Below are 15,216 nucleotides of genomic sequence, written 5' to 3'. Positions count from 1 at the left end.
CCCATCGATGGTTATCGATACGAGAGATGGGCCTGCATGAGCACCACCACCGCCCCTGCCCCGCACCAACCGGTGATGAAGGAGATGTCCTTCCTCGACCGTTGGCTGCCGGCCTGGATTCTGCTGGCCATGGTGGCCGGCCTGGCCCTGGGCCGCTTCATCCCCGGTCTGAACACTGCGCTGGAGGCGGTGAAGATCGGCGAGGTGTCCCTGCCGATCGCCATTGGTCTGCTGGTGATGATGTACCCCGTCCTCGCCAAGGTCCGCTATAACGAGACCCGACGCATCGCTGGGGACAAGCGGCTCATGATCACCTCGCTGGTGTTGAACTGGGTCGTCGGTCCGGCCCTGATGTTCGCTCTGGCCTGGATGCTCCTGCCGGACCTGCCCGAGTACCGCACCGGCCTGATCATCGTCGGCCTGGCGCGCTGCATCGCCATGGTCTTCATCTGGAACGACTTGGCCTGCGGGGACCGCGAGGCCGCCGCCGTCCTGGTGGCCATCAACTCCGTCTTCCAGGTCTTCGCCTTCGGCGCCCTGGGCTGGTTCTACCTCCAGGTCCTCCCGTCCTGGCTGGGCCTGCCGACCACCTCGGCCGATTTCTCCGTCTGGTCCATCGTCCTCAGCGTGCTGGTATTCCTGGGCATTCCTCTGTTTGCCGGCTTCCTGACGCGCTACTTCGGTGAGAAGGCCAAGGGACGCACTTGGTACGAGGAGACGTTCCTGCCGCGTATCGGCCCCTGGGCCCTGTACGGGCTGTTGTTCACCATCGTGCTGCTGTTCGCCCTGCAGGGTGAGGCCATCACCACCAACCCGTGGGACGTCGCTCGGATCGCCCTGCCGTTGCTGGCCTACTTCGTGTTGATGTTCGGCATCGCCCTGCTCGCTTCCAAGGCCGTGGGACTGAACTACGCCAAGTCCACGACCGTGGCCTTCACCGCGGCCGGCAACAACTTCGAGCTGGCCATCGCCGTGGCCATCGGCACCTTCGGCGTCACCTCCGGTCAGGCCCTGGCCGGCGTCGTCGGCCCCCTGATCGAGGTCCCCGTCCTCGTCGGCCTCGTCTACGTGTCCCTGTGGGCCGGCCGCAAGCTTTTCCCCGGAGACCCCACCGTCCCCGCTCGCGCTGAGACCGCCTCCGCGAACCACGCCTGAACCGTCGACCGACAGGAGACCCGTAGAGATGACCACCGAGCCACCATCCTCATCCCGCCCCTCCGTGCTGTTCATCTGCGCCAAGAACGGCGGCAAGTCCCAGATGGCTGCGGCCCTGATGGAACACCGGGCCGCCGGAGCTGTCGAGGTCCACTCCGCCGGCACCAAGCCGGGCGAGACGATCAACGCGCTCTCGGCCGAGGTCATCGCCGAGTCCGGCGCCGACATGTCCGCAGGGCACCCCAAGCCCATCGACCCGGGCCTGCTGGCCCGCGTGGACCGGGTGGTTGTCCTCGGCGGCGAGGCCAACGTCGAGCCGGTCGACGGCATGGCCGGCGATATCGAGACCTGGCACACCGACGAGCCCTTTGCCCGTGGCATCGAGGGAGCCGAGCGCATGCGCCTGGTTCGCGACGACATCGACGCCCGGGTCAAGGCACTGCTGGCCGAGCTCACCGACTCCACCACCTCCTGATACTCCGACGCCCGCACTCGCCGACAGATTTGGATCGCCCGATGACCGCAGAGACCACCACTGAAACCACCGAGGAAGCCACAGATCGACCGTCGGTGCTGTTCGTCTGCGTGCACAACGCCGGCCGCTCCCAGATGGCCGCTGCCTACCTGTCCCACCTGGCCGAGAGCCGGATCGAGGTCCGCTCCGCGGGATCCGCCCCGGCCGAGTCGGTCAATCCGGCGGCCGTGGAGGCGATGGCCGAAGAGGGCATCGACATCAGCGCGAACCAACCTAAGGTGCTGTCCGATCAGGCCGTGAAGGACTCCGACGTGGTCATCACCATGGGTTGCGGAGACGCCTGCCCGTTCTTCCCCGGCAAGCGCTACGAGGACTGGAAGCTCGAAGACCCGGCCGGCCAGGGCATCGAAGGCGTCCGCCCCATCCGCGACGACATCAAGGTCCGCATCCAACAGCTCATCACCGAGCTGCTGCCCGCCGGGTCAACGACGAACTGAAGGTGAGCCTCCCCATGGACAACACGATCACCGACACCACCATCTCCGACGCTGCCACCGACCAACTGATCATCATTGGTTCGGGCCCCGCCGGCTACACCGCGGCGATCTACGCCGCCCGGGCCGGACTGGCCCCGCGGGTCATAGCCGGCTCCGTCACTCACGGCGGGGCGCTGATGAACACCACCGAGGTGGAGAACTTCCCCGGTTTCCCCGGCGGCATTCAAGGTCCCGAGTTGATGGCCGGACTGGCCGAACAGGCCACCCGGTTCGGCGCGATCATCGAGTATGACGACGCCGCTACCGTGCAGCTCAAGGACCATCTCAAAGAGGTCACCACCCTGGCCGGGAAAACATACCAGGCCCCTGCGGTGATCATGGCTACCGGCTCCGCCTACAAAGAACTCGGCCTGCCCGAGGAGAAGCAACTCAGCGGGCACGGGGTGTCCTGGTGCGCCACCTGTGACGGATTCTTCTTCCGAGACCAGGACATCATCGTGGTCGGCGGCGGGGACTCGGCCATGGAAGAGGCCCTCTTCCTGACCCGCTTCGCGCGCACCGTGACCATCGTGGTCCGCAGGGACGCCTTGCGGGCCTCGAAGATCATGGCCGCCCGAGCCAAGGATAACGAGAAGATCCGCTTCGCCTACAACAGTCGAATCGCCGCCATTCACGGCCAGGACAAGGTCACCGGTATGACCCTGACCGACACCATCACCGGGGACACTCGCGAACTATCCGCGTCCGGGGTGTTCGTGGCGATCGGGCATCTGCCCCGCACCGAACTGGTCACCGGCCAGCTCGACCTGGACGACGAGGGATACATCCTCGTGGACGCCCACACCACCGCCACCAACCTGCCCGGGGTCTTCGCCTGCGGCGACGCCGTGGACCACCGCTACCGCCAGGCCATCACCGCCGCCGGTACCGGGTGCTCTGCCGCCCTGGACGCCGAACGCTACCTAGCCGCCCTGCACGACGCCGACAGCATTGCCGCTGCACTGATCGAGGAGCCGACCCATGTCTGACACCACCACTACCAAGGCCACCACCGGAGCCGACGGTACGACGGTTCTGCCGGTCGTCGTCATCGGCGCCGGACCCGTCGGGCTGGCCGCCGCCGCCCACCTTTTGGAGCGCGGTCTGACTCCGCTGCTGCTGGAAGCCGGTGCTGAGGTCGGCGCCTCCATCCGCGACTGGGGCCACACCCACCTGTTCTCGCCCTGGCAGTACAACATCGACGCCGCCGCCGAACGCCTGCTGCTCGCCGCCGGCTGGACCGCCCCGAACCTGCAGGGCCTGCCCACCGGAACCCAACTGGTCACTCAGTATCTAGAACCCCTGGCCACCACCACGACGCTGGCCACCTACGTGCGCACCGATTCCCGCGTCATCGCGGTGACCCGGTCCGGGATGGACAAGACCCGCACCACCGGACGGGCCGAAACCCCGTTCCTGGTCCGGACCCAACACAGCGACGGGACCATGGAAGACATCCAGGCTTCCGCGGTAATCGATGCCGCAGGTACCTGGTCTACCCCGAACCCCTTGGGCCAGTCCGGATTGCCCGCCCCCGGCGAGGTCGAGGCGGTAGCGTCCGGGCGCATCACTGTCGCGTTGCCGGACGTCACCGGCCGGGATCGGCAGACGTTCGCCGGCCGGCATGTGCTCGTGGTCGGGGCCGGGCACTCGGCAGCCAACACCCTGCTCGAGCTCGGTTCCCTGGCCGAGGATGCCCCGGACACCCGGATCTCGTGGGCCGTGCGCTCGGCCGATGTCTCCAGCGTCTACGGGGGCGAGGACCGCGACGAGCTGACCGCCCGCGGCGCGCTGGGCACCCGACTGCGCCACCTCGTCGAGTCCGGCACGATCCAGGTGCACACTTCCTTCACCATTACCGGCTTCAGCGCCGCAGCAGATCATGTGGACGTGCTCGCCTCAACCCCGGCAGGCGACCAGACCCTGGCCGTAGATGTGGTGGTGCCGGCCACCGGCTTCCGCCCGGACCTGTCCATCCTGTCCGAGCTCCGCCTCGAGTTGGACCCGGCCGTAGACGCACCCCGCCAACTCGGGCCCCTGATCGATCCGGAGTTCCACTCCTGCGGCTCCGTGGCCCCTCACGGGGAAAAGATGCTAGCCCACCCGGAACCCGGGTTCTACATCGTGGGCATGAAGAGCTACGGGCGGGCCCCGACCTTCCTGATGGCCACCGGCTATGAGCAGGTACGTTCCATCGCTGCCTCCCTGGCTGGGGACCAGGCTGCTGCGGACAACGTCGAACTACACCTGCCCGAGACGGGGGTCTGCTCTACCGACCTCGGCGGGTCCTGCGACGCACCGGCCCCCGCAGCACAGGAGACGGACCAGGGTTGTTGCGCCCCGGCCCCCGCTCAAGTGGCCGAAGATGGGTGCTGCGGAGCGCCTCAGCCAGTCACCATCGGAGCCGGCCCCTCCACGACCCGAGATTCCGGCTGCTGCTAAGCGCAGCCGGCCGCCAGCCCACCACTGCGTGAAGGAGTCCTCATGACCGAGCCCGCCGAGACCAGGGATACCCACGTCCTGCAACGATCCGCCGAGCACCTGGCTGAAAGGTACACCGGGATGTTCTCCCCGGAGACCGTTGAACGCTACGTCTTCGAGTCCTACACCACGCTGTCCCGCACAGCGAAGGTGCGCACGTATCTGGCCTCCACCGCCACGCATTTCGCGGACAGTCGTCTCCGGGCCTTGGCCCAGGCTGAAGGCAAGATCGATTCCCCGGTCCCGCAGGTGCTCTTCGTCTGTGTGCACAACATCGGCCGCTCCCAGATCGCCGCGGCCCTGCTGGCTCACCATGCCGGAGACCAGGTCGAGGTCCGCTCCGCCGGTTCCCTGCCCCAGTCCGAAGTCCACCCCCTCGTCGTGGAGGTCCTGGCCGAGCGCGGGATCGATCTGTCCGGGGCCTACCCCAAGCCCCTGACCGACGACGTCGTGCGGGCCGCGGACTACGTCATCACCATGGGTTGCGGGGACGCCTGCCCGGTCTACCCCGGCAAGCGCTACCTGGACTGGGAGATCCCCGACCCTGCCGTCGAGACCCTTGACGGGGTCCGAGCCATCGTCGAGAACATTGACACCCACGTCAAAGAGCTCTGGGCACAGATCACGGCCTGACTGCCGCCTCTCCTGCTAGGCGAGCAGACCAGTCAGTCCGACGTCAACCAAGGCCCTCGGAGATAGGTACCTCTGTTCTGCTAATACCCAACGGCCAAACTCCTTCGTCGAGAGGGGATGCCCGCTGTGGACACTGTCCCTGCACCAGAGTGCCTTCGTGGTTCTCCCTCCGGCGAAAGACCGTTCCCGATACCCCTTGCGCCTCGACCCCTACCCGCTTTGAAAGGCTTCACCATGAGCCCCGGCCCGTCCGACGCCGTCCAGGACAGCGCCTCCAAGACCTCGCTTCCCGGGGTTTTCACCGCAGTTGAAGGCTCCGAAGCGCAGTCTTTGCGCAGCACCGCCCAGCTGGTCTGAGCATGGCCATCACGCAGAGATTCACGACCAAGCGCGGCTACGTCGTCGCTGGACTGGGCCTCGGCCAGATCCTCTCGTGGGGTTCGACGTTTTACCTGCTGGCGGTTCTTGCAGCTCCCATCGCCGCGGATACCGGGTGGCCGATTTCCCTAGTGGTGGCGGGCGTCTCGGTGGGTCTAGTTATCGCTGGTCTCGGCTCGCCACGCGTCGGCGCCTTGGTGGCCGGCAACCACGGTCGTGCCGTCCTGGTTGCCAGCGCCCTGCTGCTCGCCTTGGGCCTGACCGTCCTTGGTCTGGGTCCCAATCAGTGGTGGCACCTCGGCGCTTGGCTGATCCTCGGGTTGGGCATGAGCGGCGGACTCTACACCGGAGCGTTCGCAGTTCTGGGACATACTTATGGTCCTTCCGCCCGCTCGGCCATCACCCTCCTGACGCTTTTCGGAGGGTTCGCCAGCACCATCTGCTGGCCGCTGAGTACCTTGCTGGTCAACGAAGTCGGATGGAGGGGGACGGCCCTCATCTACGCAGGGGCGCACCTGCTGGTCACCGCACCCCTGTACGCGCTCACCATTCCTCGACAACCACGTGCGTCAACGCCCAGCGCTGGACCAGCCCGCCCGAACAATGAGAGCCCCCGGTCAGCGGGGCCTCGCTGGCCGTTGATTGTCCTGGTTGCGTGCATCTCCACATTGGGCATGTCCATTGCCGCGTTGATGTCGGTCCACATGTTCACCTTGCTAGCAGGCATCGGCATCGCCGGCACAGCAGCCGTCGTGCTGGCCGCCACCATCGGCCCCTCGCAAGTCGGTGCCAGGTTCATCGAACTGGTCATCGGGCGCAAACACCACCCGTTGTGGACCTTACTGGCCGCGACCCTCGCCACGGCCATGGCAATCAGCTTCCTCGGCACCGGGATCCTGGCACCCACGATCCTCGTCATCATCTACGGGGTGGGCATCGGACTGAGTTCCATCGCCAACGGAACCGTGCCGCTGGCGCTCTTTGGACAAGACCACTACGCCCGGATCATGGGCCGCACCGCCTTGCCATCGCTCCTTGCCCAGGCAGCGGCCCCCCTCATCGGTTCGGTGCTCATCCAACACCTCGGGCACAAAAATACCCTGATGGCACTGGGCCTTTTCGCATCCCTGGCCTTCGTGCTGGCCATGTGGCTGATGGTTCTTCACCGCAACCAGCGAAAGACCGCAGGCACAGCGGCAGAACCCACGGAATCCAACCTCAGCGCTTTCCCTTCCTAGGCCGGATGCAATAGGGCCTTCAGCTGATGGGTTCGGTCACTTGGGGCCGTTGTCGCCGGCGGCGGACCGGTCCTTGGGGGAGGGGACGTTGAGTGCAGCAAGCTGGTCCGGGGTGCCACGGGCGATGTGTTCAGCGGTGCGACCCGCAACTCCCTCGTCGTGCTCCCACTCGTCCTCGCCCTACCTGCCGCGTACGACCTCGCCCCACTCGTCGTCGTCACCCAGACACTCGTCGAGCTCATCATCATGGTTCTCTTCGTGCGGCTTATCCCGCGCCTGATCCCCGCCCGCGGCCCGGAACGCTCGGACGCCTAACCCCGCTGGGCACTGGTCACCCCCGACAAGCGTCAGCACATTTGCGACGACGCTGTTGCATCAGCCGATTAATGCTCAGACCTCGGGCCATCACATACCGTCCACACATGAGCCCCAGTCTGCCGCACCCGACCTCCTGGGCCGAAGGCACATAGGCTGAACGGATGAACATCACCACCGTCATCGAGACCATCCCCGACGATGACACGGGTCGTGGAGATCGGAAGGCCGATGAGTTGACGGCTGAGGGCGAGTCCTACGAGGCGGCGGTTGCCGCGCTGCGTGAGCGAGTGCCCGCCGGCTGGCGCATCATGAATCTGCGCCGCAGCGAGTACTGAGCCGAATGCCCCTCACCACTGGTCCCGGTGTCTGCGGGTGTCCTTCACAGGCGGACAGTGACGAGCTCGTCCCAGTGAGTGGTGGCCCGAGGGGAGAGCATGGCGCGGCGCATCTGCCAGGACGGTGGTGTTCCGAGGCCCCCATATCCCAGGCCAATACTCCCGACCCCGAAGCGGGCCACCACAGCATCTAGGGTGGGGCCGAGCTGCCGGCCCTCACCAGGCGGGCCGAGGCCGGGGAGGGTCTCGGCCTGGCCGGCCGGGCGTAGATCGGTGAGTACGACGCCGGCCCGCACGTACCGGGTGCCCGGACGGATCAACTCGGCTAGCCCTAGGGATCCGCGTGCGATCGTCAGCGGCTCTGCCGTGGGTACGGGCAGCACGGCACTGACCTGGGGTGAGTGGGGTTCCTGGTCTGTGGCGAACGGGGAGGTGGAGGCCCAAGCCGTGAGCACGCGGGCCTGCTGGCCGGCACTGCGGAGGCGGGAGGCGAGTTGCTGGGCGTAGATGGACAGGACTTGGCGCATGGCCGGGGTGGTGGTGACCGGCTCCGAGAAAGATCGGGAGTAGATGAGCTGATCTTTGTACTGGCGGGGTTCTTCTTCCAGGGGGATGCAGGGTGTGCCGCGCAGTTCGCGCACGGTGCGCTCCAGGACCACCGAGAACCGCCGACGCATCTGCCCGGGGTCTTGGGCGGCGAGGTCGGCGGCGGTATGGATATTCAGATTCGCCAGGCGGCGGCCGAGACGTCCGGCCACGCCCCACAAGTCGGTGACGGGGATGCTGGCCAGAATGGCGTCCCGTTGGGTGGGGGAGTAGCCCCCGAAGTGGCACACACCGACTTCGGCTAGCGGGGCGGAGCGCTTCACCCCGAGCAGGGCGACCTTCGCTAGGGTTTTGGTGGGGGCGATGCCCACGCGCACGGGGATCCCGGTGCAGCGGGCCACGTCCTCGCGGATACGCCGGCCGAGCTGCACCAGCTCCTCGACGGTGCCCCGCAGGCCGATGAACGACTCATCAATGCTGTAGACCTCTTGCCAGGCCGCGTGCCGGCCGATGACCTCCATGACCCTCGCCGAGAGGCTGCCGTACAGCTCATAGTTGGAGGACCGCGCCACGATCCCCTGCGCCGCGGCGACGGGCTCGAGCTTGAACCAGGGCATGCCCATGGGGATCCCCAGCGCTTTGGCCTCCTGGGACATGGCCACCACGCAGCCATCGTTGTTGGACAGCACCACCACCGGACGATTCTCCAGGCTCGGGTCGAAGACCCGCTCGCACGAGGCGTAGAAACTGGCGCAGTCCACCAGGGCGATCATGGCCTCACGAGGCGCGGGAGACATGATGCAGTGCCACCGTGACCACACCCCAGACCCGCAGATCCGAGAGTGAGGGAACGGCGATGTCGGGATACGCCGGGTTCTCCGAGGAGAGCACCACGCGGCCGTCGGCGTGGATGCTGAGTCGTTTCACGGTCAGTTCGCCATCGAGCACGGCGATCACCACGTGGCCGTGCTGGGGTCGAATCGAGCGATCGACCACCAGTTCGTCGCCGTCCCAGATCCCGGCACCGGTCATGGAGTGTCCCCGCGCCCGCACCAGGTACGTCGAGGCCCGGTTGGGCATCAGGTGCTCGCTCAGGTCGATCTCGGCGGTGGTGTAGTCCTGGGACGGCGAGGGGAAGCCGGCCATGACCACGCCGTCCTCGACGCGCGTTCGGAGCTGGTCGTCTAGCCCATCGGCCAGGGCCCGGACCTCAGTTGCCAGCAACTCTCCACCCCAATGAATCGAAACTATGTTCGATTGGTAATCGTACACGTGGTAACTGGAGGCCGCTGCCAGAATCTGCTCTCGCCGGCCGCGGTTGGGGCGCTGGTTGGACGGGTGAGGCGACAGGCCTACGAGCCGGCCTTGATGTGGGGCCCAGCGGTTGGCAACGTCCGCAACAATGGCCCGGAAATTGCTGCTGCCCTAGGCGGGTTTGCCCGCCTTGTCCTCAACTGTTGTGGAGGCCCTAACCCCACCCTGTCTTCTGCACTCAGTGCCGTCTCACGTCGTGATCCGCGGTCTTGCAAGTAGGCCGCGCGGCTACTATTGTTTGAAGTGCCCACCGTTACGACGGACAGGGAAGAAGGCCTTAGAACCCCAGCCGGACGACTGGATCTAGGGCCTTTCGTTTTGCCCTGTGGGAATCAGGGATTCGGGAGTGCTCTGCTTGAGGTAGATCGTCTGCTCCAGCGCCTCAAGATATTGGTGCTCCCCTATGTGGGAGGCGTTGACCGCTCCGAGCACTATGTCGGAGATCCATAGCAGGGGCTCATCTCCGCCGCGACGGTGCGAGATGCGGATTCCTCGATCGAGGCCTTGGCCTTGAAGGGCGACAATGTGGGCCCGGTCTCTCTTGTCCTGTGCCTCGGTGCGACATTCGAGGGTGAGATCGTAAACCTCGAGATCAGCGAGTTGATAGTAGAGGACCTCCAGGCACTTGCGACGGAACCGTTCCGTTTTACGCTGACGTTCACTGAGATGGGTCACGATGACATTCATCGGGCCCAGGGCTCCTATGGCTTGCACGATCCGCCGTCGGCTACTGGAGTTCTCATCAGTCCAGTGCAGTTTGATCTGGCCAGGGCGTAGAAGGGGCCGGAGCTCCTCGCGGACCATTTCCACCTGATCGGGCTCCAAGAGTGCCGCACACACCAGGTACTCCTGGGCTGCCTCGCTGCGGGCCACTGAAGACTCATCAAGGTAGGCGTTGAAGGCGGAGATCGGCACCAGTCCAAAGTACTAGGTGAAGACGACCGAAGAACCGAAGCGACCGCCATGCCGCGCGGAGGACGCAGTTTTTGCGCCAACGTAACCCTTGGGCCCGGCCGCCCCTCAATAACTCCCGAACAGTTCACGCTGGTGCCCTCGGAGACTCACAAGCGATGCAAGGAGCGCCTCAGTACGAGCGTTATCGGGCAGGGGCGACATCGATGCCCAAGGCTATCTGGTGCAGGATCAGTGTCCACAGCAGGGATACCGGAGTCGCCTCGGTGGCCAGTCCTTCCATAGACCCACCTCAGTCTCCTCCGGGCCCAGATCCATTACCTACGGGGTGAGGCGGGGTGACTCACGGGGTCCGAGCCAAGGCCTGGGTGACATGTGGGGGGCCAGTTGTGCGGCGTCGGTGGAGACGAAGCCCAGCAGGGCCTAGCCGGTGCCGCTGCCTGGGTCTCGGACCGGGCCGATCTGGTCGGTGTAGCCCGGAGCTTCGTCGTCGGCGAGGTTGATGGTGGTGCCCCGATCGGTCCGGATGGGAGTGCCCCTGGTGGGCCGATCGGTGGAAACCCGAGGATCTTGGCCGGTGCTCGCCTGATCGGGCGAACCGGGAAGTTCTTCGTCGGTGGTGTAGTTGGTGGTATCCCGGGGAGTCTGGACCGAGGTGTCTGAGTGGTGGGTGGCGAGCCCGCCGGTGGGTCCACCGGAGTTGGTGGTTTTGCCGGAAACGAGGCGCCGGCTGCCCTTGACCGACAGGGACACCACCTTCTCCAGCGGGCCTTGGCCGACGGATCGTTGCCAGAACCAGGCGAACGCGACGGCCACCCCCAGGTGCACGAGGAACCACAGAGCGGGTTCGTCGTAGTGGATCTCCAGGGCCAGGACGAGCAGGTGGGCGGAGTAGAGCGTGAGGGTCATGGCGCCCATGGCTGCCAGCGGACTCAGCCATTGCCCCGCCTTGTTGGCGATGAGCAGGAACAGGCCCAGCGCCAGCAGTGCCATGCCGAGGCTGGAGGCGATGGCCAGGGGCATGTTGGTGTGCGGGGTGGTGATGGCCAGCCACCAGCCGGAGGTGTTCGGCACGAGTTCCGGGCCGTAGACGAGGGCTTCGTCCAGGTCGTGCATGGTCATGCCCGGGGTTGCCAGCAGCGCCTCGTAGCCGCCGACGGCGTAGAGCAGGACGTAGGAGGCGAGGCTGGCCAGGATGGCCAGGGCCGCGCCGGCCCCGGCAATGGCGGCCTGCACGGGGATGCTTCGCAGGTTCAGCCGACCCAGGGCCATGCCGGCCAGGATGTAGGTCATGTAGGGCAGGGCCGGGTAGGTGCCGGTCAGCAGCAGTTGGGAGGCGATGGAGACCGGGTCAGCCAGGACGTGCTCAAGGGTCGGGTTGTACGAGACCCAGTCGGGCAACACCGGGGGCAACTGCTGGATCAGGATCGGGGAGACGATGCCGAAGACCGCGGCGCAGATGAACAGGGCCTTGGGTCCGAGGTGCAGGAAGGGGATGGCCAACAGGAAGAACACCGCATAGTAGATCAGGATGCTGTAGGCCGGCGGGTCAACAGGGGGCATGAGCGAGGCGATAAGAAGTGCCACCACGGCGATCAGCACTGCCCTCACAACCAGGCCGACCCGGTTCGCGGTCATCTGCCGGCCGCGGTGCGGTATGCGCCCGCCGGAGGACAGGGCCAGGCCGAGGCCGGCCAGCAGGGCGAAAAGCGCGGCCGAGTCGCCGGAGAATAGTTGCCAGGTGAGGGTGGGCTCGCCGGTCTCCTCTTGGTAGGAGGCCAGGATGTGGATGGCCATCAAACCGATCAGCGCCAGCCCTCGCGCCGCGTCGATGCCGATCAGCCGCTTTCCAGGCCCTTCCTCGGTCCGCTTCTTCGTCGCCGCGGGAGCGCCCACGACGGCTCCCCGGATGGCTTCGTCCGAACTCATGGATCTTCCCTGACTCTCTGTTGGTATCCGGCGACGGCGCATCGAGCACCACCACATCCGGGCCCACGGTGCACATCCGCAGCCAATGTGTAGATAGGTTCGCAGGCGGACATTGAGGGATCCGAGCAGACGTCTCAAGATTCCATGAAGATTCCCGTGTGGATAACAGGGTCTCCACGCAGCCCTCTGACGCCGCCGGGGACGCCTGAGGACCCTGCAAGCTTCACCGCCTGCCGCAGCTCATCTCCCCTGAAAAATTCAAGAGCTCGTGTAGCTCGACTTTCCATGGGTGGCAGGGAGGGCGGCGCGGGCTCCCGGAAGCGGTGCGGGAACTGTCAGGGGACGAGTGGATGTATCGTCAGCCGGTGCCGTGACTGCGGTCGCCTTCGTGGACCCAGGCAATGTCGCGGCGAATCTGACGGCCGACACCCACCCCGGGACTGATTGAGTATCACCCCCTACAAACCCAGCACCCCGCCAGCGGTCACGCTCACCGCCCCACAGGGCTACCCGACTGAGCCACGGGGCGTAGGACCACTACACGTCGCCCACATCTCCGGCGCCGATCCGGGGCGCCCTGCACGCTTTCGGAAGCGGACCGTGTTCTCCGGCCGCCTTCCATAACTCACCAGCCGGTACCCCCGACGGCGTTGCCACCGTGCTGTTCCATCCGCACCACGAACCTGTGGATCTGAGGCCGGGGGGACTGCTGTCATCTGGGTGACACCATGTCTCGATCCCTGATGATGTGTCCCGGTCGGAGGAATCGGCAGAGATGCCTGTCGAGGAACGCGGATGAACCTCACGGCGCAAATTGCTCCGCCGTCACCCTCTTGGACAACCCGGAGCGCACCCCGGTGTCGTCGGGCTCCGTATCCTTGAACCGAACGGCAGGACGATGGATTCGCGCCGACCATGGACCCGCAGGAAGGAGGCACCATGACCGAGGCATCGACGGGACGGGTACTGGTGGTCGAGGACGAACCGGACCTCGCGCGCTTGATCCGGGACTACCTGCAGAATGCAGGCTTGCGGGTGGAGGTACGCCATGACGGGGCCGAAGCCGTCTCCGCGGTGCGTGACTTCGCACCCAATGTCCTGGTGCTGGACATCGGTCTGCCGGGAACCGACGGCTTCGAGGTGTGCCGCCAGGTGCGGACCTTCTCGGACTGCCACGTGTTGATGCTCACCGCCCGCGATGATGAGGTGGACAAAATCGTCGGGCTGTCCCTGGGGGCAGACGACTATGTGACCAAGCCCTTCAGCCCCCGGGAGCTCGTCGCCCGAATCCAGTCAATGATGCGTCGGGCACGGGTAGCCCCGACAGCGGCCGGACAACCGATGGACGAGTCCTCCGGCCTCATCCATCAGATCGGTGAACTGCGGGTGGACGGGTCCTCGCGGCAGGTCCACCTGTCCGAGAAGCCCATCCTGCTGACGAAGACGGAATTCGACCTGTTGGCCAGCCTCGCGGCCCACCCGAAGCAGGTGCTGAGTCGACGCCAGCTGCTCGACATGGTGTGGGGCGACGATTGGACGAGCGACAACCACCTCGTGGACGTCCACCTGGCCAGGGTACGACGGAAGCTGGGCGAAGACGCCGCCAATCCCCGATACATCCATACGGTGCGCGGCATCGGCTACCGGATGGAAGCCCCGGCGTGAGCGCAGGAGCAGCCGGCCAGGACGCCGGAGCACGCCCCAACGGCGGCCGGCGGGGCAGCGATCCGGACCCGGAGGACTCCCCGGAGGGTCAGGAATCCAAGTACTCGCTGACGGTCCGTATCCTCCTGGTCCAGGTCGCCGTGCTCCTCGTCGGGCTGATCGTGGTGACGGTGACAACCCTGCTCATCGGACCACAGATGTACATCAACGAGCTCTTCCGAGAAGGCCATGGCCGCGCTGCCCGCGCCATCTTCCACCTGGATGACGTCTTCCGGGAGGTGAGCCTGGTGGCCATGACGGTCGGTGGCCTGACCTCGCTGGTGATCGCCGTCCCCGTGAGCATCCTCATGACCCGCCAGATCAGGAAATCCATCTCCGAGGTGAGCCGTGCCGCCAACCGGATCGCTTCCGGGGAATACGGCATCCGCCTGGAACAGGGACATTTGGGCGCCGAGTTCGACTCGCTGGTCGATTCCTTCAATGACATGACGGCGAAACTCGACGCCGTGAACCAGACCAGGCGCCAGATGCTCGGCGACCTCGCCCACGAAATGAGGACTCCACTGGCCACCCTGAAAGGACATCTCGAAGGCATCGAGGACGGGATCGTGGCTCTGGACGGGCGCGCCTCTGCCATCCTGAACGGCCAGGTCAGCCGGCTGGAGCACCTGGCCCAAGATATGAGGTCCCTGACCCAGGCGGAGGAGGGGATGATCAACCTGCGTCTCAGCAATTGGGATCCCGCCGAGCTGGTCGTGGAGGCGGTCGCGGCGGCAGAACAGATGGCGAGATCGCGTCAGGTGGAGCTCACGGTCAGGAGACCCCACAATCCGGTGGAACCCGTGCTGATGGACCGGGACCGGATGCGCCAGGTGCTCAGCAACCTGGTGGACAACGCCCTCCGGCACACCCCGGCCGGCGGCCGCGTCACGGTGGGCCTGACAGAACGCGACAATGCGGTGGTGCTCACGGTGACGGACTCCGGTGACGGGATCGCCGCCGAGGACCTGTCCCGCATCTTTATGCGGTTCTACCGGGTGGAGGAGGGCCGGGAGGCGAAGCCCGGGGGATCCGGACTGGGCCTGGCGATCAGCAAGGCGCTGGTCGAGGCACAGGGAGGGACCCTGACAGTCGCCAGCGAGGGGCGTGGCCGGGGAGCGGAGTTCACCGTCCGTCTGCCCCGGGCGAGAGCGAGTCGCTGACGGGCTCCGCGGCCGTGTCCTCGGGGCCCTGGTGGAAGGACACCTTGTGTCGCTCCTTCGCCGGAGTCATGCACCGTAGACCGTGGCGGTGTACTTGGC

At 66.2% G+C, this 15,216-nt stretch carries 14 protein-coding genes and 1 pseudogene; 11 read left to right on the top strand and 4 right to left on the bottom strand.

The annotated features are described in order from the left end of the window. Nucleotides 1–36: 36 nt before the first annotated feature. The 9 genes and pseudogenes from arsB (at nucleotide 37) to BOSE125_RS16155 (ending at nucleotide 7,549) form a co-directional block, all read left to right on the top strand. Nucleotides 37–1,155, top strand: coding sequence for an ACR3 family arsenite efflux transporter (gene arsB, locus BOSE125_RS16195; protein WP_159554231.1), 1,119 nt, complete (start codon nucleotides 37–39; stop codon nucleotides 1,153–1,155). A gap of 28 nt (nucleotides 1,156–1,183) precedes the next feature. Beyond that, nucleotides 1,184–1,630 carry a low molecular weight phosphatase family protein gene (locus BOSE125_RS16190; protein ID WP_159554229.1) on the top strand — a complete coding sequence of 149 codons (447 nt, stop codon included), beginning with the start codon at nucleotides 1,184–1,186 and terminating at the stop codon, nucleotides 1,628–1,630. 41 nt (nucleotides 1,631–1,671) lie between these two features. After that, complete coding sequence (locus tag BOSE125_RS16185) at nucleotides 1,672–2,127, top strand: arsenate reductase ArsC (RefSeq protein WP_159554227.1); 456 nt, start codon at nucleotides 1,672–1,674, stop codon at nucleotides 2,125–2,127. A 14-nt stretch (nucleotides 2,128–2,141) separates the two neighbouring features. Continuing rightward, nucleotides 2,142–3,155: a thioredoxin-disulfide reductase gene (gene trxB, locus BOSE125_RS16180; RefSeq protein WP_159554225.1), complete on the top strand. Its 1,014-nt coding sequence runs from the start codon at nucleotides 2,142–2,144 to the stop codon at nucleotides 3,153–3,155. Then, nucleotides 3,148–4,608 (top strand): FAD-dependent oxidoreductase, encoded by a 1,461-nt coding sequence (locus BOSE125_RS16175; protein WP_159554223.1) that lies wholly within the window; start codon nucleotides 3,148–3,150, stop codon nucleotides 4,606–4,608. The genes trxB and BOSE125_RS16175 overlap by 8 nt, the downstream gene beginning before the upstream one ends. Nucleotides 4,609–4,650: 42 nt before the next feature. After that, nucleotides 4,651–5,280: an arsenate reductase ArsC gene (locus BOSE125_RS16170; protein WP_159554221.1), complete on the top strand. Its 630-nt coding sequence runs from the start codon at nucleotides 4,651–4,653 to the stop codon at nucleotides 5,278–5,280. A 359-nt stretch (nucleotides 5,281–5,639) separates the two neighbouring features. Beyond that, entirely contained in the window at nucleotides 5,640–6,896 is a 1,257-nt protein-coding gene (locus BOSE125_RS16165) for an MFS transporter (RefSeq protein WP_159554219.1), read from the top strand. Nucleotides 6,897–7,016: 120 nt separating this feature from the next. Then, nucleotides 7,017–7,211 (top strand): annotated as a pseudogene (locus BOSE125_RS16160) (arsenic resistance protein); the annotation flags it as partial. A 164-nt stretch (nucleotides 7,212–7,375) separates the two neighbouring features. Next, nucleotides 7,376–7,549 (top strand): hypothetical protein, encoded by a 174-nt coding sequence (locus tag BOSE125_RS16155; protein ID WP_159554217.1) that lies wholly within the window; start codon nucleotides 7,376–7,378, stop codon nucleotides 7,547–7,549. Between the two features lie 44 nt (nucleotides 7,550–7,593). Here BOSE125_RS16155 and BOSE125_RS16150 read toward each other — a convergent pair whose 3' ends face one another. The 4 genes from BOSE125_RS16150 to BOSE125_RS16135 all read right to left on the bottom strand — a co-directional run bounded on the left by BOSE125_RS16150 (nucleotide 7,594) and on the right by BOSE125_RS16135 (nucleotide 12,250). Next, entirely contained in the window at nucleotides 7,594–8,892 is a 1,299-nt protein-coding gene (locus BOSE125_RS16150; RefSeq protein WP_188806896.1) for a Y-family DNA polymerase, read from the bottom strand. Continuing rightward, entirely contained in the window at nucleotides 8,873–9,241 is a 369-nt protein-coding gene (locus BOSE125_RS16145) for a LexA family transcriptional regulator (protein WP_159555318.1), read from the bottom strand. The genes BOSE125_RS16150 and BOSE125_RS16145 overlap by 20 nt, the downstream gene beginning before the upstream one ends. A 471-nt stretch (nucleotides 9,242–9,712) precedes the next feature. Then, nucleotides 9,713–10,324: a hypothetical protein gene (locus BOSE125_RS16140; RefSeq protein WP_201301233.1), complete on the bottom strand. Its 612-nt coding sequence runs from the start codon at nucleotides 10,322–10,324 to the stop codon at nucleotides 9,713–9,715. A gap of 420 nt (nucleotides 10,325–10,744) precedes the next feature. Then, nucleotides 10,745–12,250: a heparan-alpha-glucosaminide N-acetyltransferase domain-containing protein gene (locus BOSE125_RS16135; protein ID WP_159554215.1), complete on the bottom strand. Its 1,506-nt coding sequence runs from the start codon at nucleotides 12,248–12,250 to the stop codon at nucleotides 10,745–10,747. Between the two features lie 939 nt (nucleotides 12,251–13,189). Here BOSE125_RS16135 and BOSE125_RS16130 point away from each other — a divergent pair. Together BOSE125_RS16130 and BOSE125_RS16125 are read left to right on the top strand one after the other, a co-directional pair. Next, nucleotides 13,190–13,915 (top strand): response regulator transcription factor, encoded by a 726-nt coding sequence (locus BOSE125_RS16130; RefSeq protein WP_159554213.1) that lies wholly within the window; start codon nucleotides 13,190–13,192, stop codon nucleotides 13,913–13,915. Beyond that, nucleotides 13,912–15,117 carry a cell wall metabolism sensor histidine kinase WalK gene (locus BOSE125_RS16125; protein WP_159554211.1) on the top strand — a complete coding sequence of 402 codons (1,206 nt, stop codon included), beginning with the start codon at nucleotides 13,912–13,914 and terminating at the stop codon, nucleotides 15,115–15,117. The genes BOSE125_RS16130 and BOSE125_RS16125 overlap by 4 nt, the downstream gene beginning before the upstream one ends. The last annotated feature ends 99 nt before the right edge of the window (nucleotides 15,118–15,216 follow it).

It is taken from the genome of Citricoccus sp. K5 (genome assembly GCF_902506195.1).
Taxonomy (GTDB): Bacteria; Actinomycetota; Actinomycetes; order Actinomycetales; family Micrococcaceae; genus Citricoccus.
The sequence above is the reverse complement of the archived record's forward strand: the minus strand, read 5'-3'. Positions and strand labels throughout refer to the sequence as shown.

Excerpts from the sequence above, each read along its gene's own strand:
- BOSE125_RS16175 (WP_159554223.1), top strand. The coding sequence starts at position 3,148 with ATGTCTGACACCACCACTACCAAGGCCACCACCGGAGCCGACGGTACG.
- BOSE125_RS16145 (WP_159555318.1), bottom strand. The coding sequence starts at position 9,241 with ATGGCCGGCTTCCCCTCGCCGTCCCAGGACTACACCACCGCCGAGATC.
- BOSE125_RS16130 (WP_159554213.1), top strand. The coding sequence starts at position 13,190 with ATGACCGAGGCATCGACGGGACGGGTACTGGTGGTCGAGGACGAACCG.
- BOSE125_RS16135 (WP_159554215.1), bottom strand. The coding sequence starts at position 12,250 with ATGAGTTCGGACGAAGCCATCCGGGGAGCCGTCGTGGGCGCTCCCGCG.
- BOSE125_RS16190 (WP_159554229.1), top strand. The coding sequence starts at position 1,184 with ATGACCACCGAGCCACCATCCTCATCCCGCCCCTCCGTGCTGTTCATC.
- arsB (WP_159554231.1), top strand. The coding sequence starts at position 37 with ATGAGCACCACCACCGCCCCTGCCCCGCACCAACCGGTGATGAAGGAG.
- BOSE125_RS16185 (WP_159554227.1), top strand. The coding sequence starts at position 1,672 with ATGACCGCAGAGACCACCACTGAAACCACCGAGGAAGCCACAGATCGA.
- trxB (WP_159554225.1), top strand. The coding sequence starts at position 2,142 with ATGGACAACACGATCACCGACACCACCATCTCCGACGCTGCCACCGAC.
- BOSE125_RS16165 (WP_159554219.1), top strand. The coding sequence starts at position 5,640 with ATGGCCATCACGCAGAGATTCACGACCAAGCGCGGCTACGTCGTCGCT.
- BOSE125_RS16150 (WP_188806896.1), bottom strand. The coding sequence starts at position 8,892 with ATGTCTCCCGCGCCTCGTGAGGCCATGATCGCCCTGGTGGACTGCGCC.
- BOSE125_RS16155 (WP_159554217.1), top strand. The coding sequence starts at position 7,376 with ATGAACATCACCACCGTCATCGAGACCATCCCCGACGATGACACGGGT.
- BOSE125_RS16170 (WP_159554221.1), top strand. The coding sequence starts at position 4,651 with ATGACCGAGCCCGCCGAGACCAGGGATACCCACGTCCTGCAACGATCC.